Origin of the sequence: Streptosporangium sp. NPDC000396 (genome assembly GCF_042898655.1) — a bacterium.
Classification (GTDB): Bacteria; Actinomycetota; Actinomycetes; order Streptosporangiales; family Streptosporangiaceae; genus Streptosporangium.
Map to the genome: position 1 here is coordinate 1 of NZ_JBIAZA010000030.1, position 24479 is coordinate 24479.

The following is a 24479-nucleotide window of genomic DNA, read 5'->3' on the forward strand; positions in this document are numbered from 1 at the left end:
GTCAACCCCGCCAACACCTCCCGCACCTGCTCGCGCTGCGGGCACTGCGCTGCGGAGAACCGTGTCAGCCAGGCGGTGTTCCGGTGTACGGCGTGCGGGCATGCCGCGCACGCCGACGTGAACGCGGCCCGCAATATTCTCCGGGCAGGGCTTGCCCTTCGCCAGGCTGCGCAAGCGGCTTAGCGAGAAGCCGCTCCCTTAGGGAGCGGAGGAGTCACGTTCTCCGGCGTTCTCCGGCTTGGGGGCTCTCCGAGGCCCGTGCCGAGCGTCTCCGTCGCCCGCTGCGCCGCGACCGTGACGGCGGTGTGGAGCACCCGGGCGATCCACGGGTCGCGCAGGCCCTCACGCCAGGCGATGGCGATCGTGTACTCGCTCGCGTCGCGCACCGGACGGTACACGACGTCGTCCCGGGCGTACCGCTCCGCGAACGAAGCGGGAACCAGGGCGACGGCCTGGCCGAGCGCGACGGCTTCCAGGAGTTGGGAGTTGTCGTGGACCGTCGGGCCGGTCGGCCGCTCGCCGCCCGGGAAGGTGTCACGGCCCGCCCAGTAGTCCCGTTCGGCGGCGTTCGCGCTCGGCCACCGCGGCATCGGCAGACCGGCGAGATCGCGGCAGGCCAGGTCCGCGCGGGCGGCGAGCGGGTGGGCGCGCGGGAGCGCCGCCATCCTCGGCTCGGCGAGGAGCGGCTCGGAGTCGAGGCCCCGCAGGTCGTACGGCGAGCCCAGCAGGGCCAGATCGGCGCGGCCGTCGCGCACCATGCCGGACTGCTCGCCGTAACCGCTGACGGCGACCTCGACGTGCGGGGCGTCGGGCAGGGCGGCGACCGCCGACACGATGTGGCGCAGGAGATCGGTCGCCACACACGGCTTCGCCGTGATCACCAGGGCCGAACGTGCCGCTCTGCGGGTGCGGTGCACGGCGGCGGAGACGGCGTCGAGGACGAGGCGCGCCTCGTCGAGCAGCCTCAGCCCGGCCGGGGTGAGGGTGACCCGGTGGCTGTCGCGCTCGAAGAGGCTCGCGTCGAGGCGGCGCTCCATCTGGCGGATCGCCTTGGAGAGCGGCGGCTGCGCGATCCCGAGCCGCCGGGCGGCGCGGGTGAAGTTGAGTTCCTCGGCCACGGCCTGGAAGTAGCGAAGCTCGCGGACTTCGAGATCGACCATACCCGTAGGGTATTGCGCGGGACCGAAGCGGTGTTTCCCCGGTGCCGGACGGGTCTGGTGGAGTGAGGGCCGTACGGCGACCGGGTGAGAGGAACCACACCATGATTGATCTTGAGCGCAACAAGCAGGCCGTGCGGGCCTATCTCGATCTGGCCTTCAACGCCAAGGATCCCGCGGAGGCGGCGGCCAGGCATGTCGGGGACAAGTACATCCAGCACAACCCCCACGCGGCGGACGGGCCCGAAGGGTTCGTGGCGGCGATATCCGGGTTCGTCGGCCGGTTCCCGGATGTCAGCATCGACATCAGGCGGATGATCGCCGAGGGCGACATGGTGGTCGCCCACAGCCTGTTGAAGGTGTCGGCCGAGGACCGCGGGAGCGCGGCGATGGACATCTTCCGGCTTGAGGACGGCCGCATCGTCGAGCACTGGGACGTGGTGCAGGCCGTGCCGGAGCACGCCGCGAACGCGAACACCATGTTCTGAGACCGGCCCGCGGTCGCCGATCGCGAAAGCCCGCCGCCGCGACGGGCGGCGTTCGGCCCCCGCGAGCCGGTCGGGGGGGTGTTCGGCCCCGCGAACCGGTCACGGGCGGCGTTCCACCCTCGTGAACCGGTCACGGGCAGCGTTCCGCCCCCTGCCCGCGACCGGTTCGCGGGCAGGGGGCGGTCAGCCGGAAAGCGGCGGTTAGGCGGGCACGGAGGCCACACCCGGCGGCAGGAAGCGCGGCTCGGCGATGCCGGTCCGGTCCAGGTACGGCGTGACGCCGCCCAGGTGGAACGGCCAGCCGGCGCCGAGGATCATGCACAGGTCGATGTCCTGGGCCGCCGCGACCACGCCCTCGTCGAGCATGATGCGGATCTCCTCCGCGAGCGCCCGGAGCGCGCGCAGCCGTACCTCCTCCGCGGTCGACGGGGAGGTCCCGCCGGAGAAGAAGGCCACGGCCTCGGCGTCCAGCGAGAAGTCCGGCGCGTAGACGCCGGGCTTGCCCGCCGCGACCAGCCTGGCGAGGTTCTCCGACACGCCGTAGCGGGCCGGGAAGGCGGCGTGCATGGTCTCGGCGACGTGCAGCGCGACGGCCGGGCCGACGAGCTGGAGCAGCGCGAACGGGGTCATCGGCAGGCCCAGCCCGTCCAGCGCGTGGTCGGCGACCTCCAGGGGGGTGCCCTCGTCGACGGCGCCGATGACCTCGCCCATGAACCGGGTCAGGATCCGGTTGACCACGAACGCGGGCGCGTCCTTGACCAGCACGGACGACTTCTTCAGCGACCTGCCGACGGCGAAGGCCGTGGCCAGCGTCGCGTCGTCGGTCGCGGCGCCTCGGACGATCTCCAGCAGCGGCATCACGGCGACCGGGTTGAAGAAGTGGAAGCCCACGACCCGCTCGGGATGCCTCAGCCCGGAGGCCATCTCGGTGAGGGACAGCGAGGAGGTGTTGGTGGCCAGCACGCACTCGGCGGAGACGACCTCCTCCACCTCGGCGAACACCTTCTGCTTGACCTTCATGTCCTCGAAGACCGCCTCGATGACGAAGTCGGCGTCCGCGAACGCGTCCTTGGTCAGCGAGCCGGTCACCAGGGCCTTGAGCCGGTTGGCCTGGTCGGCGGAGACGCGGCCCTTGCCGAGCAGCTTGTCGACCTCGGCGTGGACGTAGCCGACGCCCTTGTCCAGCCGGGCCTGGTCCAGGTCGGTCAGCACGACCGGGACCTCCAGGCGGCGGGCGAACAGCAGCGCCATCTGGGAGGCCATCAGGCCCGCGCCGACGACGCCGACCTTGGTGACCTTGCGGGCCAGCGCCTTGTCGGGGGCGCCGGCGGGCTTCTTGGCCCGGCGCTGCACCAGGTCGAAGGAGTACAGCCCGGCGCGCAGCTCGTCGCCCATGAGGAGGTCGGCCAGAGCCTGGTCCTCGGCGTCGAAGCCCTCGTCGCGCGAGGCCGTGCGGGCCAGCTCGATCAGGTCCAGCGCCCGGTAGGGGGCGGGGGAGGCGCCGTGCAGCTTCATGTCGACCAGGAAGCGGGCGTCGGCGACGGTCTTGGACCAGTCTTCGGCGGTGTGGTCGGTACGGGAGACGGTCACCTCGCCGCGCAGCACCTGGGCGGTCCAGCGCAGCGACTCCTCCAGGAAGTCGGCCGGTTCGAACATCGCGTCGGCCACGCCCAGGACGAAGGCGTCCTTGCCCTTGATCATGCGGTTCTGCGAGAGCGGGTTCTCGATGATCAGCTTGATCGCCGCGGCCGGGCCGATCAGGCGGGGCAGCAGCTGGGTGCCGCCCCAGCCGGGCAGCAGGCCGAGGAAGCACTCGGGCAGGGCCACCGCGGGCACGCCGGAGGAGATGGTCCGGTAGGTGCAGTGGAGGGCGACCTCCAGGCCGCCGCCCATCGCCGCGCCGTTCACGAACGCGAACGACGGCACGTCCAGCTCGCCGAGGCGGCGGAACACGTCGTGGCCCAGCTTGCCGATCGCGAGCGCCTGCTCCCGCTCGGCGACCAGGGCGGCGCCCTTGAGGTCGGCGCCCACCGCGAAGATGAACGGCTTGCCGACGACGCCCACGGCGGCCAGGTCCCCGCGGCCCGCGATCGAGTCGAGGGCCTCGTTCAGGGAGGTGAGACCTCCGGGCCCGAACGTGGACGGCTTGGTGTGGTCGAAGCCGTTGTCCAGCGTGATCAGCGCCATGGTGCCCGCGCCGTAGGGCAGCTCCACGTCGCGGACGATCGCCGAGGTGACGACCTCGTCGCCGAACAGTTCCTTGATGTCCGTCACTTCGCACCTTCCCAGGCGAGGTTCTCCCAGATGACCGTTCCACCCATGCCCATGCCGACGCACATCGTGGTCACGCCGTACCGGACGTCGGGGCGCTCGCCGAACTCGCGGGCGAGCTGGGTCATCAGCCGCACGCCGGAGGAGGCCAGGGGGTGGCCGAAGGCGATCGCGCCGCCGTAGGGGTTCACGCGGGCGTCGTCGTCGGCGATGCCGAAGTGCTCCAGGAACGCCAGCACCTGTACGGCGAAGGCCTCGTTGATCTCGAACAGGCCGATGTCGGAGATGGACAGCCCGGCCAGGCGGAGCGCCCGCTCGGTGGACGGGATCGGGCCGACGCCCATGACCTCGGGGTCCACGCCCGCGAAGGCGTAGGAGACCAGGCGCATCTTGGGCGCGAGGCCCAGCTCCTCGGCGACGTCGGAGGCGGCCACGATGCAGCCGGTCGCGCCGTCGTTGATTCCGGAGGCGTTGCCCGCGGTGACCCGGCCGTGCGGGCGGAACGGGGTCTTCAACCCGGCGAGCCCGCCCAGGGTGGTGCCGGGGCGGGGAGCCTCGTCGGCGGTCGCCAGGCCCCAGCCCTTCTCGGCCGACCGGATGGCCATCGGGACCAGGTCCGGCTGGATCTTGCCGTCGGCGTAGGCCTTGGCGACCTTCTCCTGTGAGGCGAGGGCGAAGGCGTCCGCGCGCTCCTTGGTGATGGTGGGGTAGCGGTCGTGCAGGTTCTCCGCGGTCATGCCCATGACCAGGGCGGAGCCGTCCACGAGCTGCTCGGCCAGGAACCGGGGGTTGGGGTCCACGCCCTCGCCCATCGGGTGGCGGCCCATGTGCTCGACGCCGCCGGCGATGGCGACGTCGTAGGCGCCGAAGGCGATGCCTCCGGCGACCGAGGTCACCGCGGTCATGGCGCCGGCGCACATGCGGTCGATCGCGTAGCCGGGCACGCTCTTGGGCAGCCCGGCCAGCACGGCGGCGGAACGGCCGATGGTCAGGCCCTGGTCGCCGATCTGCGTGGTGGCCGCGATGGCCACCTCGTCGACGCGCTCCGGCGGCAGGTTCGGGTTACGCCGAATCAGCTCGCGGATGACGCGGATCACCAGGTCGTCGGCGCGCGTCTCGGCGTACAGGCCCTTGGGGCCCGACTTGCCGAAGGGCGTGCGCACACCGTCGACGAATACGACGTCACGAGACGAAGGCACGGGTTGGCTCCTCGTTGCTGGGTAGCTTCCCGACTATGCTACTCGCCAGTAACAATATCTCGTGCGACCAGGGTGCCCGCCGACCCGCCGACCCGCAGACGGGCGGGCGGACGGGCGGACGGACCGGCGCCAAGCGCCAAGCGCCAAGCGGCAGGCGCCAGGCAACCGAGGCCTCCGGCGTGCCACTTCCACGCGGGTGATGATCTCGTGGGTGAGAATCGATGCATGCGCTTCGAGGTGCTGGGCCCCATCCGCGTGGTGGGCGAGGACGGCAGGCCCGCCGAGGTCGCCGGGCCGGGGCTGCGCGCGCTGCTGGTCCTGCTGCTGCTCGAACCCGGGGCGACCGTCTCCGCCGAGCGCCTGATCGACGCCCTGCACGGCGAAGATCCGCCGCCCGGGGCCCTGCAGTCGCTCCACTCCCAGGTCTCCCGGCTCCGCAAGCTCGGTGTCGCCGTCGAGCTGCGCCCCTCGGGCTACCGGATCGCGGCGGAGGCCGGCGACGTCGACGCCCACCGGTTCGAGCGGCTGGCCGAGGACGGACGGCGCGCCCTGGAGGCGGGCGAGCACCGCCGGGCCCTCGCGCTCCTGGAGGAGGCGCTGGGACTGTGGCGGGGCCCGGCCCCCGAGCAGCTGGCCACCCACATGGAGGATGTGTGGCTCGGCGCGATGGAGGACCGGTTCGAGGCGGGCGGGGGGTCGGTCGCCGAGATGCGCGCCCTGCTGGCCGAGCACCCGCTGCGGGAGCGGCTGTGCGGGCTGCTCATGCGGGCACTGATCGCCCAGGGACGGCAGGCCGAGGCGCTGACCGCGTTCGAGCACACCCGGGGCGTGCTGGCCGAGGAGCTGGGCGCCGACCCCTCGCCGACCCTGGCCGAGATCCACCTGGCGATCCTGCGCGGGGCCGAGCCGGTCAAGCGCGGGATCCGGGCCCAGCTGACCAGCTTCGTCGGGCGGCAGGACGACGTCCGGAGCGTCCGCGAGCTCCTGCTGGAGCGGCGGCTGGTCACGCTCACCGGCCCCGGCGGGGTGGGCAAGACCAGGCTCGCCGCCGAGACGGCCGCCGGGTTCGACGGCGAGGTCTGCTTCGCGGAGCTGGCCCACCTGAGCGACGGCCGGGAGCTGCCGCAGCTGTTGCTGGGCGCCCTCGGCGTCAGGGAGACCGCGCTGAGCATGACCCGCGGGCCCGCCCCGGAAGACCGGCTGGCCGCCGCGCTCCACGACCGGGACCTGGTGCTGGTCGTGGACAACTGCGAGCACGTCGTCGAGGCCGTCGCCCACCTGACGGACCGGCTGCTGGCGAGCTGCCCCGGCATCCGGGTGCTGGCGACCAGCCGGGAGCCGCTCGGGATCACCGGGGAGCGACTGTTCCCCGTCGGCCCGCTGCCGGAGGCCGTCGCCCTGCGGCTGCTGCGGGACCGGGCGGCGGCCGTACGGCCGGATCTCGCGGCGGGCGAGGACGTCCTGCTGCGGATCTGCCGGGCGCTGGACGGGCTGCCGCTGGCGATCGAGCTGGCCGCCGCCCGGCTGCGCTTCCTGGACGCCGAGGAGGTCGCCGACCGGCTGGACGACCGGTTCCGGCTGCTCACCGGCGGCAGCCGTACGGCGCTGCCCCGGCACCGCACGCTCCGCGCGGTCGTCGCCTGGAGCTGGGACCTGCTGGAGGAGCCGGAGCGGGTGTTCGCGCGCCGGTTCGCGGTGTTCGCGCGCGGCGCCACGCTGGAGGCGGCCGAGCACGTCTGCGCGGGCGACGCGTGGGGTGGCCGCGACGCCCTGGAGGGCCGCGACGCGCTCGACCTGCTCGCCGCGCTCGTGGACAAGTCGCTGATCGAGGTGGCCTGCGGCCGTTACCGGATGCTGGAGACCATCCGGGCCTTCTGCGCCGAGCGCCTGGCCGAGGCGGGGGAGGAGGAGCGGCTGCGGGAGGACCACGCCGACCACTTCATCGCGTTCGCCCAGCGGGCCGACGCCGAGCTGCGCGGACGGGACCAGCTGGTGTGGCTGCCACGCGTGACGGCCGAGAACGACGAGATGCAGGCCGCGCTCCGCTGGGCGATCGACGCCGGGCACAGCGGGCGGGCGCTGCGGCTGGTGGCCGGTCTGTGGTGGTACTGGGTGCTGCGCGGCCTGCGGCTGGAGGGCTACGCGTTCGCGGAGGACGCGCTCGGCATGGTCGGCTGGACACCCCCGCGCGGGCTGGAGACCGAATACGTCCTATGCGTGCTCGTCGTGGCGTCCGTGCGCAACCCCGGCCGGGCCGTGCTCGACCAGCTCGACCTGCTCGCCAGGGCCCTGACCCGCGAGCCGGGGGACCCGATCATGATGCTGGTCAGGCCCCTGGTCGCCATGCTGGAGGGGGTCATCGGAGCCGAGGACGAGGACCTCCTGCGGGCCACGACCAGCTCCGACCCGTGGACTCGCGCGCTGGCCCGGCTGTTTCTCGGATTCGCCCGGCTGAGCTCCGGCCAGGTGGCGGCGGCCGAGCGGGAGTTCACCCGGGCCCTGGACGGGTTCGCCGTCCAGGGCGACGGGTGGGCCATGGCGCAGGCGCTGCTCGCGATCTCCGAGCCGCAGGGATGGCGGGGCGAGCACGCGGCCGCCATGGAGACCATCGAACAAGCCATGGAGCTGGTCGGCCGTCTCGGCTCGGCGGAGGACCGCGCGACCGTCCTGTGCCACCGGGCCGCCGAATGGCTCCGCGCCGGTGACGTCGAGGCCGCCGCCGCCGACTGCGAGGAGGCGTTCCGGCTCGCCCGCCTGCTCGACATTCCCGAGATCCGGATCCTCGTCCGGCTGAGCATGGCCAACGTGGCCCGCGCGAGCGGCCGGACCGCCGAGGCCGCCGAGCTGTACGAGCTGGCGCTGGGCGACTGCGGAGCGCGCTGGGGAGGGGTGGAACAGTTCCAGACACGGATCCTGGTCGGCCTCGGCCGGACCGCGGAGAGCCAGGGCGACCTCGGCACCTCGCTGCGGCGCCACCGCGAGGCGTTCGACCTCGCGGCGGGCACCGGTGACCGCCCGTCCGCGGCCCTGGCCGCGGAAGGCCTCGCCAGCCTCACCCTGACCTGCGGCGACGCGGGACGTGCCGCCCTCCTGCTGGGTACGGCGTGCGCGTTGCGGGGGCTCGCCTCGGTCGATCCCGACACGGCGGCGACGGTCACCCTCGCCCGGGAGGCACTGGGCGATCCCGGTTACGAGGAGGCCTACCGGCGAGGGGCGGAGATGACCTCTGACGAGGCGCTCACCGCGCTGACACGGTGGACGTCAGCGCCCGGTCCGCTCGCGGTGCGCGCCCTCGCCCATCGTGGGGGGCATGACAACGCTTCCGACTAAGAGAACCTGCCCGTTCGACCCGCCGGACGCCCTGGCGGAGTTTCGGGACACCCGGCCGGTGAGCCGGGCGGTGCTGCCGGCCGACGGCAGCGAGGTCTGGCTGGTCACCCGGCACGAGCTGGTCCGCCGGATGCTCGCCGACCCCCGGTGGAGCTCGTCGGTGGAGGGCGGCTCCGATCCGGAGCATCCGCTGCGCGCGCAGGAGCCGGAACCCGGCATGTTCATCCAGATGGACGCCCCCGACCACGGCCGTTACCGGCGGATGCTCACCGCCCACTTCACCGTCCAGCGGATGAACCGGCTCCGCCCGAGGATCGAGCAGATCGTCACCGACCGCCTCGACGCGATGGAGCGCCTGCCCAGGCCGGTGGACCTGGTCGCCGAGTTCGCGCTGCCCGTGCCGTCACTGGTCATCTGCGAGCTGCTCGGCGTGCCGTACGAGGACCGGGCCCGGTTCCAGGAGACCGGCCGCACGATCCTCGACCAGAACTCCACGGCCGAGGAGAGCGAGGCCGCCATGGCCCGGCTCGGCCTCTACCTGGCGGGCCTGGTCGCCGCCAAGCGGGCCGAGCCGGACGACGCGCTCCTCGGAGAGCTCATCCGGCAGGAGACCCTCACCGACGGGGAGCTGGTCCAGATCGCGACCCTGCTGCTGATCGCCGGGCACGAGACGACCGCGAACATGATCGGCCTCGGCACCCTCCTGCTGCTCCAGCATCCCGACCAGCTCGCCCTGGTCAGGGAGGGGGCGCCGGGAGCCTCCGACGAGCTGCTCCGCTACCTGTCGATCGTCGACCTGGTGATGTTCCGGGTGGCCAAGGAAGACCTCTCGCTGGGCGGACAGGAGATCAGGGCGGGGGAGTTCGGGCTGGCCTCGCTGTCGGCGGCCAACCGCGACCCCGAGCTGTGCGAGGACCCCGACAGGCTCGACGTCACCCGCCCCAAGACCGCGCACGTCGCCCTCGGCTTCGGCCCGCACCAGTGCCTCGGGCAGAATCTCGCCCGGCTGGAGCTGGACATCGCCTACCAGGCGCTGCTGCGCAGGTTCCCCGAGCTGCGGCTGGCCGTGTCGCTGGAGGAGATCCCCTTCCGCGACGACATGGCCATCTACGGCATGCACAGTCTGCCGGTGACGTGGTGAACGCCCCGCCGCGCGTCACCGTGGACCGGGCCAGGTGCTGCGGCGCCGGGCAGTGCGTGCTGGCCGCGCCCGAGGTCTTCGACCAGAGCGAGGAGGACGGGCTGGTGGTCCTGCTGGACCCGAATCCGCCCGAGGAGCTCCGCGAGGCCGTGCTCAAGGCCCAGGCGCACTGCCCGACCCGGACGATCACCGTCCGCTGAGCCGATCAGATCTCGCCCTTGGTCTCCAGCCGGGTCAGCGCCTTGGCCATCGGATGGGCGGTCAGCGCGATCTGCCACTCCCGGGCACCCAGCTCCCGCAGCCTGGCCGCGACGGTGTCGTCGTCGATGACCGAGGGAGGCTCCCAGGTCAGGCGGCGTACGGCGTCCGGCTGGAGCAGGTTCTCCGTCGGCATGTGGTGCTCGTCGGCGAGCGCGGCGACAACGGCCCTGGCGGCGGCCAGCCGCCGTGCGGCCACCGGGTCGCGGTCCATCCACCGGTTGGCAGGTGGCGGACCGTCGCCCGGCGTGCTGGGCTGCGGAAGCTGTGACTCGGGCAGCGTGCGGGCCCGGTTGATCGCCGCCAGCCAGTCGCGCAGGTGCCTGCGGGCGCTGCGGCCGGTGAACGCGGGGATCTCGGTGAGGGTCTTGGTGGTGCGGGGCTGTTCCAGGGCGGCGGTGACGATCGCGGCGTCGGGCAGGACCCGGCCCGGCGCGAGGTCAAGCTCGCGGGCGAACTCGTCACGAAGCGTCCACAGCTCCCGGACCACTGCCAGCCCGCGCAGCGAACGGACCTTGTGGATTCCGGAAGTGCGCCGCCACGGATCCGAGCGGGGCGCGGGAGCCTTGTGGGCCAGCACCGAGGCGAACTCCTCCTGCGCCCACGCCAGTTTCCCGCTGGAGCTCAGCTCCTCGTGGAGGATGTCCCGCAGCTCGACCAGGACCTCGACGTCGAGCACCGCGTATCGCAGCCAGGCTTCCGGCAGCGGGCGGGTGGACCAGTCGGCGGCCGAGTGGCCTTTCTCCAGCCTGAGACCGAGGACGTTCTCCACCATCATGCCGAGCCCGACCCGCTCGTAGCCGAGCAGGCGACCGGCCAGCTCGGTGTCGAACAGCTCACGCGGATGGAAGTTCAGCTCGGCCAGGCAGGGGAGGTCCTGGGAGGCCGCGTGCAGCACCACCTCCGCGTCGGCCAGTGCCGCGTCGAGCTCTGACAGGTCGGGACAGTGGGTCGGGTCGATCAGCGCGCTGCCCGCGCCCGCGCGGCGCAGCTGCACCAGGTAGGCGCGGCCGCTGTAGCGGTAGCCGGAGGCGCGCTCGGCGTCCACGGCGACCGGCCCGGTGCCCTCGGCGAAGGCGCGCACGACGCGTGCGAGGCCGGCGGGGTCGTCGATGACGGGTGGGATTCCCTCACGCGGCTCCAGCAGCGGAACGATGGTTGTTTCGTCGGTCACGTTCGGAAGGGCTCCGGATCTTCGCGACGGCGTGGCGGCAGGGTCGTCACACCGGGTGGCAGTGGTGGTATGCCCGCCGCGAGGCACATCAGATCGCACCAGGCGGCGACATGGCCGGAGAGGTCCTCCTCCAGCGGAGACCAGGACGCGCGCAGCTCCAGCTCCGTGGTCACCGGGTCATCGGCCTTGTTGCCGAAGCCCTGGGAGACCGCCCGGGTGACCGTTCCCCCGGCGGCGGCGTAGCCGGCGCCGTGGGCGTCGAGCGACTCGGTGAGCCAGCTCCAGGCGACGGGGCCGAGCAGCGGGTCCTCGGTGATCTCCGGCTCCATGTCCGCCCGGACGTAGGCGACCAGCCGGAACGGGCCGTCCCAGCCGCGCTGGCCGTCCGGGTCGAAGAGCATGATGAGGCGGCCGACCGCCAGTTCGTCGTCGTTGCGGTAGACCGACGCGCCGACGGCGGCCGAGTAGGGGGCCAGGCGCTGCGGCGCCGGGATGTCCTCCAACTCGACCTCCGGCCTGACTTCGGCGGGGCGCAGGGTGGCCGCTGCGCGCCGGAAGGCGGCGGGAGCGGGCGGCGCGTCACCGAGGGTCATATCGGAAGGGTAGGTCGGAATTGAGTGCATGGGGACCACTGGGGTGCGTGTAGGAGCCATGGGAGCCGATCAAGCTATTGCCATCGGCCGACGTGGAGCGGGTGTGCTCTCGCGGACGGAGACTCCGAGGAACGACATGTGACCGCACTCGACGCGGGCCCGCTCGGGGCACTCGCCCGGTGCGTGGCCGTCGAGGCAGGGGGGTTGCTCGAAAACCCGCTTGCCGGCACAGGAAGCACAGTGCTCACCGCGGTGTTCGGGTGAACTCCACATTGTGGACATCGCACGGGCCTTTCGTCGGGTCGTGGTCCGACGTTGGCACGTCGCGCCGACATTTCCGCGCAACGTGCTCGGCGTGTCCCGAAAGTGGTGCCGGAATCGATGCCGCGCGGTGACTTGGCGAACATTTGGACCAGCCGGGGGGAGGACCAGGTTCGTCAATGGGAGGAACTGTACCCGGAAACATGATCGCTTCGCGCTGTCCGGCGTCGCCGGAGGCCTGGCGGCATCGGTTTCTGGCGGACGAAGCACTCGAAACCGGCAGAACCCTATCGTCATCACGACTTGAAAGTGTCTGGGTGTTGTTAGGGGCGATCTCATTGAATAACCGGTGATTTCACCCCCAGAACGCCGCCTGACGGCCTTGGTGAGCGGACCGACTCCCTGACATGGCACTCTGGGAGAGTGACTCCCGAGCTTGCCGACTCTCCGTTCCTGCGCGCCTGCCGCCGCCAGCCCGTTTCCCGCACGCCCGTGTGGTTCATGCGCCAGGCGGGCCGCTCGCTGCCCGAATATCGGGCCGTGCGCGAAGGGGTGCCCATGCTCACCGCGTGCGCCACCCCGGACCTGATCGTGGAGATCACGATGCAGCCGGTTCGCCGCTACGGCGTCGACGCGGCCATCTTCTTCAGCGACATCGTGGTGCCTCTCAAGGCGATCGGGATCGACCTCGACATCAAGCCCGGCGTCGGCCCGGTGGTGGCCGAGCCGATCAGGGACGTCGCCGCGATCAATACGCTGCGCGCGCTCGAGCCCGGAGACGTCTCCTACGTCACCGACGCCGTCCAGGCGCTCACCCGTGAGCTGGGCTCCACCCCGCTCATCGGTTTCGCGGGCGCGCCGTTCACCCTGGCGTCCTACCTCATCGAGGGCGGCCCCTCCAAGAGCCACGACCACACCAAGGCGATGATGTACGGCGAGCCGCACCTGTGGCACGCCCTGATGGAGCGGCTGACCGAGATCACTCTCGGCTTCCTGCGCATCCAGGCCGACGCGGGCGCCTCGGCCGTCCAGCTCTTCGACTCCTGGGTCGGCGCCGTCGCCCCCGAGGACTACCGCGAGTTCGTCCTCCCCTACACCAGCCGCATCTTCGCCGGCCTGGCCGACCTCGACGTCCCGCGCATCCATTTCGGCGTCGGCACCGGCGAGCTGCTCGGCCTGCTCGGCGAGGCCGGTGCCGACGTGGTCGGCGTCGACTGGCGGGTCCCGCTCGACGAGGCAGCCCGGCGGGTCGGGCCGGGCAAGGCGCTGCAGGGAAACCTCGACCCGGCGATCCTGTTCGCCCCGTGGGAGGTCGTCGAGCGCCGCGCGGGCGACATCCTCACCCGCGGGGCCAAGGCCGAGGGCCACGTCTTCAACCTCGGCCACGGCGTGCCGCCCGGCACCGACCCCGACCAGCTCGCCCGCCTCACCGACTTCGTGCACGAGGCCTCCGCCCGCTGACGCTCCGCGCACCGGCGGCACGGCGAGCCCCGCACCCGGCGATCGTCCTCCCCGGAGCGCGACGGCCCGTGGCCCGGTCACCGGTGCCGGGCGGGACGGTGCTCCGGGTCGCGGCCCCCGCAGGCGCGACCCGGAGCGGGGAACTCATGACCGCTCGGGCAGGTCCGGCGCGTCCTGCCGTCTGGCCTCGTCCTGTCGCCCGGTCTCGTCACGCCGGCCGGTCTCGTCCTGTCGCCCGGCTTCGACGGGATCCGTCGCCTTCTCGGGCTCGCCGGAACGGGCCGGGGAAGACGGCGTCGTGACCCAGGCGTCGTTCCTCCTGCGGCGAAGGCGAAGCAGGAAAGCCACCAGCAGCCACAGCAGCCCGGCCGCGACCAGCCAGGGGAGCAGCACGCCCAGGACCGTCAGGCCGATCTTGACGGCCGTGACGAAGGCCTTCCAGCCCGACCGCAGCCCGCCGAGGAAGCCGGACGGCTCCTCCTCGATCTCGGGGACCACGACCGCCGGGCCGATCAGGTTCAGCGTCAGCGTCGCCAGGCTCGTCCGCGAGGCGAGCGACTTCTGCCGGGCCTGGAGCGCCTCCAACTCGGACTCGCGGCCGGAGATCTCCCGCTCGACCTCCAGCACCTCGCCGATCGTGTCGGCCTTCTTCAACAGCGTGCGCAGCGAGTCGAGCGTCGCCTGCGCGGACCTCACCCGGCTCTCCACATCGGCCACCTGCTCGGTGACGTCCTCGGTGTTCTGCTGCAGCGACTCGCGTGTGCCGAGGTCCTTGCCCAGGCGGTCCAGCACGCCGGGATAGGCCTGCGGCGGGATCTTGAAGACCAGGCTCGCGGAGCCCTCGCCACGGGAGAAGGCATCCGACTTCTCCGTGGCCAGGTGACCGCCCGCGGTGGTGACGATCTGCCGGGCCTTGTCGGACGCCGCGGCGACGTCCTTGGCCCGCACCGTCATCTCGGCCGTGTAGATGATCGCCCGATCCTGCGGGACCAGCTTCACCTGCTCGGCCTGCGCGGGCTTGCCCTGAGAATCCGAGGCAGGCGCGCGCTTGCCCGCGTCGGCCTCCTGCTGGTAATCCGCCTGGGCTCCCCCGCCCGCGTCCGCGGGGGCTGCCGGAGCCAAGGCGGGCGCGGAGGCCGATTCAACGCTCGCGCTCCCGCCGCAGGCGGACACCACCAGTGCCAGGCCCGCCAGGGGGGCCGCCAGGCGTAAGCCGTACCGGAATCTGCTCATGTCCTTCATGACGGGAATCGCACCGGTGGGGTTTGACGTGAGGGATCACGATGGAATCACGGTCTCCGCACCGGCGGATCACGGGGTGGCTGGGCGCACGACCGCGCATGGGGGGCGGTACGGTCAGGAGGCATGGAAGGCAACCGGTGCCATGTGGTGGTCGTCGGCGGCGGGATCGCGGGGCTGGCCGCCGCGTGGTACCTGCGACAGGGCGGCGAAGGTGTCCGGGTGACCGTGCTCGACGGCGCCCGGAGGATCGGCGGCAAGCTTCTCGCCGCCGAGGTCGGGGGAGTTTCGGCGGATGTCGGGGCCGAGGCGATGCTCGCGCGGCGGCCCGAGGGCAAAGACCTGGCCCGGATGGCCGGCCTGGGGGAGGAGCTGCGGCATCCCGGCACCACCCAGGCGGCCATCCTGACCAGGGGTGCCCTGCGGCCCATGCCCGCGGGGACCGTCATGGGCGTCCCGTCCGACCTGCTCGGGCTGGCCCGGTCGGGCATCCTCAGCCCGGGCGGCCTCGCACGCGTGCCGCTGGACCAGATCCTGCCGGCCACGCTCCCCACCACCGACGTCTCCGTGGCCGCCTACATCCGTGCCCGGATGGGCAGCGAGGTGGTCGAGCGCCTGATCGAGCCGTTGCTCGGCGGCGTCTACGCGGGCCAGGCCGACAGGCTCTCCCTGGACGCGACGATGCCCAAGATCGCCACCGTGGCCCGCTCCGAGCGGTCGCTGCTCACCGCCGCGCGGGAGATCGCCGCCGAGACGCCCAAGAACGCCGGGCCGGTCTTCGCCACCCTGCGGCGAGGGATGGGCTCGCTGCCCGAGGCCGTGGCGGCCGCCTCCGGCGCTGAGATCAGGACCGGGGTGATGGTCCGGGAGCTGAGCCGGACGGAGACCGGATGGCGGCTCGTGGCCGGGCCGGTGCCCGAGCCCGAGATCATCGAGGCCGACGCGGTGATCGTCGCCACCCCGGGTCCCTCGGCGAGCCGCCTGCTGGCCGCTGAAGTGCCCCGGGCGGCCGCCGAACTGGCCAGGATCGAATACTCCAGCATGGCCGTCGTCACCCTCGCCTACCCCCGGGAGGCGTTCCCCGAGCTCCCGACGGGCAGCGGATACCTGGTCCCGCCCGTTGACAGGCGCCCGGTCAAGGCCGCCACGTTCAGCTCGGTCAAGTGGCCGCACCTGGTCGAGGCGAATCCCGACCTCATCCTGCTGCGATGCTCGATCGGCCGTCTCGGCGAGGAGGCGGTGCTCCAGCGTGACGACGCCGAGCTGGTCGCCCTGGCCATGGCCGAGATGGTGGAGGTCATGGGCGTGCGCGGGCTGCCGCGCGACTCCCGGGTCACCCGCTGGGGCGGCTCCCTGCCGCAGTACGAGGTGGGCCACCTCGATCGGATCGCCCGGGTCCGCGCGGCCGTGGCGGCCCAGCCCGGCCTGGCCCTGTGCGGCGCCGCCTACGACGGCATCGGCATCCCCGCCTGCATCTCCACCGCCCGCACCGCGGCGGCCCGGATTCTGGACCACCTGGATCCCGGAGGAGAATGGCAGGGGAAAGCAGATTCCCTGACGGAGCTGACAAAGGGGTGAGGACGACGGACGCGAACCCGCGGCCCAAGGCGCGTGACCTGAACCAGGTGATCCGCTACACGATGTGGTCGGTCTTCAGGATGCGCGAGCACTGCCCGGCCAGCCGCGAGGGCCTGGCCGAGGAGGTCGAGGACCTTCTGGCGCAGATGGCGGAGAAGGACGTGGTCACGCGCGGGCTGTACGAGGTGGCCGGATTCCGCGCCGACGCCGACTTCATGTTCTGGTGGCACGCCCCGACCGCCGAGGATCTGCAGGAGACCTACTCGCGCTTCCGCCGCACCGACCTGGGACGGCTGGCCGATCCGGTCTGGTCGGCCATGGCGTTGCATCGCCCGGCCGAGTTCAACAAGTCGCACATCCCGGCCTTCCTGGCCGAGGAGGAGCCGCGCCGCTACGTGAGCGTCTACCCGTTCGTCCGCTCTCTCGAGTGGTACCTCCTGGATGACGCCGACCGCCGCCGGATGCTCGCCGAGCACGGCAGGATGGCTCGCGACTACCCGGACGTCCGGGCCAACACCGTCGCCTGCTTCTCCCTGAACGACTACGAGTGGATGCTCGCCTTCGAGGCCGACGAGCTGCACCGCATCGTCGACCTGATGCGGACCCTGCGCGCGGCCGAGGCCCGGCGGCACACCCGGGAGGAGACCCCCTTCTACACCGGCGTCCGCAAGCCCGTCAGCGAGCTGATCGCCGCGCTGCCCTGACGCGCCGGTGCGTGACGGCGGCGCGTCAGGGCGGCACTGGACCGTGAGGTCGCCGGTGGGGACGGTTTCGGGGCGCTCGCGCGGGCAGCGCCGGGCGAGGCCGTCAGAGCGCTCCCTCGGTCCCGACGGCGAGGACGCGTGAGTCCGGTCCCAGGCCCAGGGCGGTGCGGGTGGCCGGCTGCAGGGACAGCAGGCCCGCCGCCCCGGCGGCGCCGCAGGCCGAGACACGGACGTTCTCGGCGGCCAGGAGCCGCGCGGCGGTCTCGGCCTCCTCGTCGGTGACGGTGACGAAAGCGTCGGCCAGACGGGACAGCAGCCGCCAGGCGAGCAGGGACGGTTCGCGGCAGTCCAGGCGCCCGAGCACGGTCCGGCCGCCCTCGACCCTCGCCATCCTGCCCTCACGTGCGCTCACCAGCAGGCACGGGGCGGCCTGAGGCTCGACGACGACGATCCTGGGCCGCTCGCCCCAGCGGTCGCGCACGTAGCCGGCGGCGGCGGCCGCCAGTCCGCCCACGCCGGCCTGGACGAACACGTGCGTGGGCGTGTCGTCGACCTCGTCGAAGAGGACGGTGTAGCCGCGTATGACGTCGAGGGGGACGGCGGTGTAGCCGTCCCAGGAACTGTCGGAGATCAGCCGCCAGCCATGACGTTCGGCGGCCTCCAGGGCCGCGGCCATGCTCTGCTCGTAGTCACTTCCGCTGCGCCGTACCTCCGCGCCGAGCGAGCGCAGGCGGTGGGCGAACCGCTCGGGGACGTCTTCGCTGAGGAACACGATGGGAGTGCCGCCGAACTCGCGCACCCCGGCTGTCATGGAGACGCCATGGTTGCCGGCGCTGGCGCAAACGAATGGGGTGCGCGCGGCGACCGCCCGTAGCTGTTCCTCGGTGGGCCGCGGGCCGTGGCGCTCCTCGGCCTCGGCCCGCACCAGCCGGGCGACGGCGTACATACCGCCCAGAGCCTTGAAGCTGCCCAGTCCCATGCGCCTGCTCTCGTCCTTGAGCTGGATCGAGGCGACGCCCGCCGTGCCGGCCAGAACGGGGAGAGGACGCAGCGGGCTGGGGCTGTAGGCGGGATGACGCCGGAAGAAGGAGCGGGCATGGGCCGTGTGACCGACCCCGATCAGCTCCCGTTCCTTCGCGGTGTAGACGTCTCGCGCCGTGTTCAGCCAGCTTTTCTCCATGGGAGAACGCTAGAGAGCGCACGTGCGGCTGTTCCTCGACTTGGGGCGGAATTTCGCGGTTCAGCCGCATGTACCAGCGGTAATCTGCGGTTCATGCGCGCATCGGACCTGGACCAGCTCGACTACGCCATCCTCGACCGCCTGCAGCGGGACGCCCGGACGATCGCCGAGTCGATCGCCGTCGAGGTGGGCATGTCCACCGCCGCGGTCCAGCGCCGGATCAAGCGACTGCGCGAGACCGGTGTGATCGCGCGCGAGGTGGCGGTGCTCAATCCGAAAGCGCTCGGTCAGCTGATGACGTTCATCGTGGAGGTGGAGATGGAACGCGAGAGATCGGAGGTGCTCGACGCGTTCCGCTACCAGATGGACGCCGACGAGAATGTTCAGCAGTGCTACTACGTGACGGGCGCCTACGACTTCGTGCTGATCGTGATCGCCCGGAACATGGAGGACTTCCAGGAGTTCACCCAGCGGACGTTCTTCGACAACACCAACGTGCGACGGTTCACCACCAGCATCGTGATGCGCCCGATCAAGGTGGGCCTGACGCTCCCGCTCCCCTCGCGGGCGTGACCCGTACCCGCGGGCGCCGGGGAGATGTTCGGCCGAATCCCGGGAAACGCTCGATTTCATCTTCCGGCGTTTGTCATACTCGGGAAAAATCACCTGTCTATGTGAGGCCGAGGGTGAAACGGGGCGAAGTCCTGGCACGGTCCACGAGGCGCCGGGCCGGGCGCCGCAGGAAGAAGGCCCGATCACGCATTTTCGAGATCTCGGTGGGGGCCGCCGCGCTGACGGTCGCGGGGCTGGCCCTGGGCGGATCGCTCCTGCGGCCGGCTCCGCCGTCCGGGGGGCAGACGGAGCGGGGGGTTCCGGCGACTCCGATGGAGGCCGCCGGGGGAAGGCCGATGATGGCCGTCGAGCCCGACGCGAAGAAGCGGGCGGCGGACGAGGCCAAGGCCGCGGGGCCGTCCAGGCACAGCGACAACAGGGCGCTCGCCTACTTCGAGGGCCGCAAGGCGGCCAAGCGGGTGAGGGACATCCGCGTAGTCGGTGGATATCTCCGGATATATACGGATCTTCCGGAGTCGGCGAGCAACTCGAAGCAGGCGCTCGAACTGTGCGAGACGGGTGTCGACTATCTCGTCGGAGAGCTCGGCGTGCCCAGCCCCGTGGTCTTCGTCCAGGCGAAGTTCGGGGAGAACGGCAATCCGGTGCTGGCCAACGTCATCGGTCCGGACGACTCCGACTGCCGCGTCACCCACCCCGAGCCCGGTGGGTAGTGGAGCGTTCCGCTTGATCAGGTCACCCGGACCCGGGTCTTGCCGCAGACCGTGCAGCGCTGGGTGATCACCCGGCCGATGGTCTCGATGATCTCCCACTTGTGCCGGAGATGCACGGCGACTCCTTGAGGAAGAACACGGTACGGAGATGTCCGTACACTGTGCGTGGTTTCGCTCTACCCGGCCTTCGCCCCCTTCCACCTTCCGGGAACGGTTGAGTATGGTGCGCGGCCACCGAAAGCCGGGGGCGCCTCATGTCGGTGTTCGTGAACGGGGAGGCGCCCCGCGGGAAGGTGGCGGATCGCGGCTGGGCGGATCGTGCCGATGGGCTCCGGGTGACCCGCGTGAGCGCGATGATCAGGTCACTGCTCGGCGGGTTCCAGCCGCAGGGAGACGGAGTTGATGCAGTAGCGGTCGTCCGTGGGCGTCGGGTAGCCCTCGCCGTGGAACACGTGGCCGAGGTGGGAGTCGCACGCCGCGCACCGGACCTCGACGCGGGTCATGCCGAGTGAGCGGTCCTCGATCAGGGTCACCGCGTCGGACTGGGAGGGCTCGTAGAAGCTGGGCCAGCCGCAGTGGCTGTCGAACTTGGCGTCCGATCGGAACAGTTCGGCGCCGCAGGCACGGCAGCTGTAGACGCCCACGGTCTTGGTGTCGACGTATTCCCCGGTGTAGGGACGCTCCGTGCCTGCCTGGCGGAGCACGTGAAACTCCTCGGGAGAGAGCTGGGCACGCCACTCGCCCTCGCTCTTGACCACCTTGTCCATCTCCCAAGCCTATGCGCTCTTGGGGCGCGGCTCCCGAAGGGACGGGGCACCGTTCCGGGATGCCCGAAAAAAATCTTTAAGGGGGAAGCATCCATTGATGACCGATTTGGCGTCTTTATGGATGTGGAGGGCTTTCGCCTTCCCATTGAAGGGTGAGATCATCTGTCAGCCTTCCAATGATCAGCTGGAAGGTCGAGATGCCGCCGGCCGGGTGGCGCGCCAGCGCCCGGAACCGGAGAGCGAGACGGGTGGTCAATGCGGTCCGTCCCGTAGAGAGCCCGGTCCCGCCGCCGCGGTGGCTCCGGGGCGGACCCACCCTCTATTTGCGCGCTCATTCCTGGTTCGAGGAGTACGGTCGGATGCATGGCGTCGCCGTACATCGAACTCCCGGTCGGGGAGCGAATCGTCAAGGTCACCAACCCCGACAAGATCTATTTTCCAGAGATCGGGGCGACCAAGCGCGAGCTGGTCGAATACTACGTCAGCGTGGGCGAGGGCGCCCTGCGGGCCCTGTACGACCGTCCCACCCACCTCAAGCGCCATCCCGACGGCGTCGAGAGCGAGGCGATCTACCAGAAGCGCATGCCGCCCAGGCATCCCGAGTGGCTGAAGACGGTCACGGTCCGCTTTCCCAGCGGCCGCACCGCCGAGGCGCTCCGGGTGACCGAGGTCGCCGCCATCGCCTACTGCGCGAACCTGGGAACCATCGACTTCCATCCCTGGCCGGTCCGTGCCTCCGACGTGGACCATCCCGACGAGCTGCGCATCGACATCGATCCCCAGCCCGGCACGGGTTTCGAGGAGGCGCGCAGGGTGGCCTTCACAGCCGGCGAGATCCTCCAAGAGCTCGGCATGACCGGTTTCCCCAAGACCTCCGGCAACCGGGGCATCCACGTCAGCGTGCGGATCGAGCCGCGCTGGGACTTCATCCAGGTACGGCACGCCGCGATCGCCTTCGCCCGCGAGGTGGAACGCCGCCTGCCCGACCTGGCCACCGCCGCGTGGTGGAAGGAGGAGCGGGGGGAGCGGGTCTTCATCGACTACAACCAGAACGCCCGAGACCGGACCGTCGTCGCCGCCTACTCGGTGCGGGCCCGGCCGAACGCCCCGGTTTCGACCCCGCTCACCTGGGACGAGCTCGTGGACGCCGATCCGCGTGACTTCGACATCCGGACGGTTCCGGCCCGGTTCGCCAAGCTGGGCGACGTGCACGCCGCGATCGACGACCAGGCCTACTCGATCGAGACCCTTCTGGAGTGGTTCGAGGGCGACGACCGCGGTGACATGCCCTACCCGCCGAACTACCCGAAGATGCCCGGGGAGCCGAAGCGGGTGCAGCCCAGCAAGGCGCGCGACGATTCCTGACATGTCCTGACGTGTGGCTGATCTTGTCCCGCCGTCACCGGTCCTTCCTGCCGGGGCGTCCCGTCAACGGGGGCGGCGGGCGAGATACACCAGGGCCGGTGGCAGGTTGCGCCACACCGTCCGGCTCAGCACGACCTCCTCGAACGTCGTACGGAGGTCGCGAAGGTGCCGTCGCGCGGGTGGCGCCCACCGGGTCCAGCAGTAGGCGAACTGGGTGAACACGCCATGCTGGGACAGCGAGGCCGCCACCAGCGGCAGCAGCGGCACGTCCGCCGTCGCGCGGAACGCGACCCACGGCAGGCCGCTGATCACGATGTCGGCGGACAGGCCGCGTTCGGCCAGCAGGGCGGGCAGCTCGGCCGCGTCGGCGTGCACGACCTCGGCTCCGGGAAAGCGGCGGCTGAGGGGACCGGCGAGCCGAGGGTTGAGCTCGACGGCGAGATGGCGGCCCCGGCCTCCCAGCCGCTCCTGGATGACCTGGGTGAACGCTCCGGTTCCGGGCCCCAGCTCCACGACCGTGGGCTGCCCGCGCCAGGGGATCGGGGTGACCATCTGCTCGGCGAGCCGCCGCGAGCTCGGGGCGACCGTCGCGGTCAGCAGCGGGGCCCGCAGGAACTCGCGCAGCAGCGCCGTACCGCCGGAACCGCCGGAACCGCCGGAACCGCTGGGACCGCCGAAGGCGGCGTTGGTCTGTCTCACCGCGCACGCTCCAGGGATGTGACGTCTGATCCGCGTCCCCATCCTTCGGCGGGATGGTTACCGTCCTCACCCGCCGAGGTGAACGGCGGAGTGCCGTCCGGAGGCGGGAGCCGTACGGATGCTCCGTGCGGGAGGGCGGCGCCGCGAGGTGAAGGGTGAAGAAGGTCAGGGGTCGCGGGGCAGGCCCAGGGCGCGCTCGGCGATGATGTTGAGCTGGACTTCGGTGGTGCCGCCGCCGATGGTGAAGGCCCGGGTGGTGAGGATCATCCGGTTCCAGTACGGCGAGGCGGGGGCGAGGGACCAGCAGAACTCGGAGACGGCCTGGGAGTGGCGCATGCCGAGGAGCTTGCGGACGCTTGAGGCGGTGCCGGGGCCGGCACCGGAGAGCTGGGAGAGGGTGATGCGCAGGCCGAGGGCGGACAGGGCCTGGCCGCGGGCCCATAGACGCCCGGACTCCTCCAGGGCGGCCGGGCGCAGGGTGCCGGGGCCGCCCAGGTCGTCGATCAGCCTGACCATGTCGGTGTGCTGGGAGCCGGGTCCCCAGGTGTCGCCGAGGGCGACGCGTTCGTGGGAAAGGGTGTCGCGGGCGACCCGCCAGCCCTGGTCGACCTGGCCGACGACCATCTCGTCGGGGACGAAGACGTCGTCGAGGAAGACCTCGTTGAAGATCTCGTCGCCGTTGATCTCCTTCAGGGGGCGGACGGTGACGCCAGGAGAGGACATGTCGATCAGGAAGTAGGTGATGCCCTCGTGCTTGGGCGCGTCGGGATCCGTCCTGGCCAGGCAGATCGCCCAGTGGGCCCACTGGGCCAAGGAGGTCCAGATCTTCTGGCCGCTCAGGGACCAGCCGCCTTCCACCCGGACGGCCTTGGTGGACAGGGAGGCGAGATCGGATCCGGCGCCCGGCTCGCTGAAGAGCTGGCACCACACGATCTCGCCGGTGAACGTCCTGGGCAGGAAGCGCTCCCGCTGCTCCTGCGTGCCGTAGCGGACGATCGAGGGGACGGCCCAGGCGGCGATGCCGAGGTTCGGGCGTTGGAGTTCCCCGAACTCCTGGTGGATGACGACCTGCTCCAGCGGGGAGGCCCCTCGGCCCCACGGCCTGGGCAGGTGCGGCATGATCCAGCCCTCGGAGGCGAAACGGGCCAGCCGGGTCAGCGGTTCCTCGGCCGCGAGCGACGCGGCCTCGGCCCGGATCTCCTCCCGGAGTGCCGCGGCCTCCTCCGGCAGGTCCGGTTCCATCGGCCGCCGGACTCCGCGGGCCGCCAGCCTGGCCACGCGTTCGGCCCACTCCCCGGGGTCGCCGCTCAGCGCCCGTAGCGACAGCGCGCGGCGGTAGTAGAGATGGGCGTCGTGCTCGAAGGTGTAGCCGATGCCCCCCAGCACCTGGATCGCGTCCGCCGTGCACCGCACGGCGGCATCCGCGGCGAGGACCCCGGCCGTCCCCACCGCCAGCGCGGCCTCGTCGCCGGGGCGGCCGGCGTCCAGGGCCCTGGCGGCGTCCCAGACGGCGGCGCGGGCCTGTTCAAGGGTGACGAGCATGGTGGCGCAGCGGTGCTTGACGCCCTGGAACTGGCCGATCGGACGGCCGAACTGCTCGCGGACCTTGGCGTGGGCGGCGGCGGTGGCCACCGCCCAGGCGGCCACGCCGCAGGCCTCGGCACCGAGCAGGACGGCCGCCAGGTCCGCGACGAGATCCGAGGTCACCCCGGCCAGCACGCGCTCCTCCGGTACGGCCCGCGCGGTCACGGCCACCAGCCGGCGCGACAGGTCGACGCCGCTCGCGTCCTCGGCCTGGCAGCCGGACCGATCGAGGGCGGCCCAGCGGCCGTCGGGGAGAGGCAGGACGAACAGGCCGGCGTCGGAGGAGCCGAGCGCGATCAGGGCGCGGTCCGTCGTGATCCGCTCCGCCAGGGCCGCGCGGACGCCGCCGGGCAGGGCGACGGCGGCGGTCATGGTGCCGTCCGCCAGGGAACGGAGGAGGCCGGGCGCCGACGCCGGCCGGGCGCGGGCGATGATCGCCGACGCCAGGACCGTGGGAAGGTGGGAGCCGGGGGCGAGGTGCTCGCCGAGGGCTTCGAGGGCGACGGCCAGTTCCAGCAGGCCTCCGCCCTGCCCGCCGTGCTCCTCGGGCAGGTGGAGCCCGAGGAGTCCCTGCGCGGCCAGAGCGGCGCGGAAGGGCTCGTGGTCCATGTTCCGCGCCGTGATGTTCCGCTCGGCGAAGCCGTGGACGGAGGCCGCCAGCGCCCGGTGCTCTTCGGTCAGTCCGATGCCCATGCGCCGACTCTAGAACGATATTCGGTTCATCGTAAGGGGGAGATCGGCCCCGGC

General features: G+C 71.9%; 22 protein-coding genes. 12 read left to right on the forward strand and 10 right to left on the reverse strand.

What is annotated here, in order from left to right; genetic code table 11:
- The coding region (locus ACFY2X_RS36165) for a zinc ribbon domain-containing protein (protein ID WP_389947534.1) at nucleotides 1-183 on the forward strand (183 nt) is incomplete at its 5' end.
- Here the strand turns inward: ACFY2X_RS36165 and ACFY2X_RS36170 are convergent.
- Complete coding sequence (locus ACFY2X_RS36170; RefSeq protein WP_389947536.1) at nucleotides 180-1160, reverse strand: LysR family transcriptional regulator; 981 nt, start codon at nucleotides 1158-1160, stop codon at nucleotides 180-182. The genes ACFY2X_RS36165 and ACFY2X_RS36170 overlap by 4 nt on opposite strands.
- Before the next feature lie 101 nt (nucleotides 1161-1261).
- Here ACFY2X_RS36170 and ACFY2X_RS36175 point away from each other — a divergent pair, with 101 nt between their 5' ends.
- The gene (locus ACFY2X_RS36175) at nucleotides 1262-1645 is read left to right on the forward strand and encodes a nuclear transport factor 2 family protein (protein WP_389947538.1); all 384 of its coding nucleotides are present in this window, start codon (nucleotides 1262-1264) and stop codon (nucleotides 1643-1645) included.
- 201 nt (nucleotides 1646-1846) lie between these two features.
- On the opposite strand, the gene ACFY2X_RS36180 is transcribed toward ACFY2X_RS36175, so the two are convergent.
- Together ACFY2X_RS36180 and ACFY2X_RS36185 are read right to left on the reverse strand one after the other, a co-directional pair.
- Nucleotides 1847-3919, reverse strand: a complete 2073-nt coding sequence (locus ACFY2X_RS36180) for a 3-hydroxyacyl-CoA dehydrogenase NAD-binding domain-containing protein (protein WP_389947540.1) — start codon at nucleotides 3917-3919, stop codon at nucleotides 1847-1849.
- Nucleotides 3916-5115 carry a thiolase family protein gene (locus ACFY2X_RS36185; RefSeq protein ID WP_389947542.1) on the reverse strand — a complete coding sequence of 400 codons (1200 nt, stop codon included), beginning with the start codon at nucleotides 5113-5115 and terminating at the stop codon, nucleotides 3916-3918. Before ACFY2X_RS36185 ends, ACFY2X_RS36180 begins: the two co-directional genes overlap by 4 nt.
- Before the next feature lie 225 nt (nucleotides 5116-5340).
- Here ACFY2X_RS36185 and ACFY2X_RS36190 point away from each other — a divergent pair, with 225 nt between their 5' ends.
- From ACFY2X_RS36190 to ACFY2X_RS36200, 3 genes are read left to right on the forward strand one after another with little or no spacing between them, the layout of a single operon-like run.
- Nucleotides 5341-8445 (forward strand): ATP-binding protein, encoded by a 3105-nt coding sequence (locus tag ACFY2X_RS36190; protein WP_389947544.1) that lies wholly within the window; start codon nucleotides 5341-5343, stop codon nucleotides 8443-8445.
- Nucleotides 8426-9586 (forward strand): cytochrome P450, encoded by a 1161-nt coding sequence (locus ACFY2X_RS36195; protein WP_389947546.1) that lies wholly within the window; start codon nucleotides 8426-8428, stop codon nucleotides 9584-9586. Before ACFY2X_RS36190 ends, ACFY2X_RS36195 begins: the two co-directional genes overlap by 20 nt.
- Nucleotides 9583-9786, forward strand: a complete 204-nt coding sequence (locus ACFY2X_RS36200; protein WP_389947548.1) for a ferredoxin — start codon at nucleotides 9583-9585, stop codon at nucleotides 9784-9786. Before ACFY2X_RS36195 ends, ACFY2X_RS36200 begins: the two co-directional genes overlap by 4 nt.
- A gap of 5 nt (nucleotides 9787-9791) precedes the next feature.
- Here ACFY2X_RS36200 and ACFY2X_RS36205 read toward each other — a convergent pair whose 3' ends face one another.
- Entirely contained in the window at nucleotides 9792-11018 is a 1227-nt protein-coding gene (locus tag ACFY2X_RS36205) for an HRDC domain-containing protein (protein ID WP_389947550.1), read from the reverse strand.
- Nucleotides 11015-11611 carry a DUF3000 domain-containing protein gene (locus ACFY2X_RS36210; RefSeq protein WP_389947552.1) on the reverse strand — a complete coding sequence of 199 codons (597 nt, stop codon included), beginning with the start codon at nucleotides 11609-11611 and terminating at the stop codon, nucleotides 11015-11017. Before ACFY2X_RS36210 ends, ACFY2X_RS36205 begins: the two co-directional genes overlap by 4 nt.
- 138 nt (nucleotides 11612-11749) lie before the next feature.
- Between ACFY2X_RS36210 and ACFY2X_RS36215 the strand changes: the two genes are divergently transcribed.
- Together ACFY2X_RS36215 and hemE are read left to right on the forward strand one after the other, a co-directional pair.
- Nucleotides 11750-11875 (forward strand): hypothetical protein, encoded by a 126-nt coding sequence (locus tag ACFY2X_RS36215; protein WP_389947554.1) that lies wholly within the window; start codon nucleotides 11750-11752, stop codon nucleotides 11873-11875.
- Nucleotides 11876-12295: 420 nt separating this feature from the next.
- Nucleotides 12296-13333 (forward strand): uroporphyrinogen decarboxylase, encoded by a 1038-nt coding sequence (hemE, locus tag ACFY2X_RS36220; RefSeq protein ID WP_389947555.1) that lies wholly within the window; start codon nucleotides 12296-12298, stop codon nucleotides 13331-13333.
- Nucleotides 13334-13477: 144 nt separating this feature from the next.
- Here hemE and ACFY2X_RS36225 read toward each other — a convergent pair whose 3' ends face one another.
- Nucleotides 13478-14566 carry a DUF4349 domain-containing protein gene (locus ACFY2X_RS36225; RefSeq protein WP_389947557.1) on the reverse strand — a complete coding sequence of 363 codons (1089 nt, stop codon included), beginning with the start codon at nucleotides 14564-14566 and terminating at the stop codon, nucleotides 13478-13480.
- Nucleotides 14567-14698: 132 nt separating this feature from the next.
- Between ACFY2X_RS36225 and hemG the strand changes: the two genes are divergently transcribed.
- Together hemG and hemQ are read left to right on the forward strand one after the other, a co-directional pair.
- Nucleotides 14699-16150, forward strand: a complete 1452-nt coding sequence (gene hemG / locus ACFY2X_RS36230; protein ID WP_389947559.1) for a protoporphyrinogen oxidase — start codon at nucleotides 14699-14701, stop codon at nucleotides 16148-16150.
- Nucleotides 16147-16854: a hydrogen peroxide-dependent heme synthase gene (hemQ, locus tag ACFY2X_RS36235; protein WP_389947561.1), complete on the forward strand. Its 708-nt coding sequence runs from the start codon at nucleotides 16147-16149 to the stop codon at nucleotides 16852-16854. The genes hemG and hemQ overlap by 4 nt, the downstream gene beginning before the upstream one ends.
- Nucleotides 16855-16957: 103 nt before the next feature.
- Here hemQ and ACFY2X_RS36240 read toward each other — a convergent pair whose 3' ends face one another.
- Nucleotides 16958-18034 (reverse strand): diaminopropionate ammonia-lyase, encoded by a 1077-nt coding sequence (locus ACFY2X_RS36240; RefSeq protein WP_389947563.1) that lies wholly within the window; start codon nucleotides 18032-18034, stop codon nucleotides 16958-16960.
- A 93-nt stretch (nucleotides 18035-18127) separates the two neighbouring features.
- Here ACFY2X_RS36240 and ACFY2X_RS36245 point away from each other — a divergent pair, with 93 nt between their 5' ends.
- Both ACFY2X_RS36245 and ACFY2X_RS36250 read left to right on the forward strand, forming a co-directional pair.
- A complete protein-coding gene (locus tag ACFY2X_RS36245) occupies nucleotides 18128-18607 on the forward strand; it encodes an Lrp/AsnC family transcriptional regulator (protein ID WP_389947565.1) in 480 nt (159 codons plus the stop codon).
- A gap of 113 nt (nucleotides 18608-18720) precedes the next feature.
- Nucleotides 18721-19317 carry a hypothetical protein gene (locus tag ACFY2X_RS36250; RefSeq protein WP_389947566.1) on the forward strand — a complete coding sequence of 199 codons (597 nt, stop codon included), beginning with the start codon at nucleotides 18721-18723 and terminating at the stop codon, nucleotides 19315-19317.
- Between the two features lie 362 nt (nucleotides 19318-19679).
- Here the strand turns inward: ACFY2X_RS36250 and msrB are convergent, their stop codons facing one another.
- A complete protein-coding gene (msrB, locus tag ACFY2X_RS36255) occupies nucleotides 19680-20084 on the reverse strand; it encodes a peptide-methionine (R)-S-oxide reductase MsrB (protein ID WP_389947568.1) in 405 nt (134 codons plus the stop codon).
- Nucleotides 20085-20447: 363 nt separating this feature from the next.
- On the opposite strand from msrB, the gene ligD reads away from it, so the two are divergent.
- A complete protein-coding gene (gene ligD, locus ACFY2X_RS36260; RefSeq protein ID WP_389947570.1) occupies nucleotides 20448-21449 on the forward strand; it encodes a non-homologous end-joining DNA ligase in 1002 nt (333 codons plus the stop codon).
- A 63-nt stretch (nucleotides 21450-21512) separates the two neighbouring features.
- On the opposite strand, the gene ACFY2X_RS36265 is transcribed toward ligD, so the two are convergent.
- A complete protein-coding gene (locus tag ACFY2X_RS36265; RefSeq protein WP_389947572.1) occupies nucleotides 21513-22148 on the reverse strand; it encodes a class I SAM-dependent methyltransferase in 636 nt (211 codons plus the stop codon).
- A gap of 165 nt (nucleotides 22149-22313) precedes the next feature.
- Entirely contained in the window at nucleotides 22314-24425 is a 2112-nt protein-coding gene (locus tag ACFY2X_RS36270; RefSeq protein WP_389947574.1) for an acyl-CoA dehydrogenase, read from the reverse strand.
- Nucleotides 24426-24479: the final 54 nt, after the last annotated feature.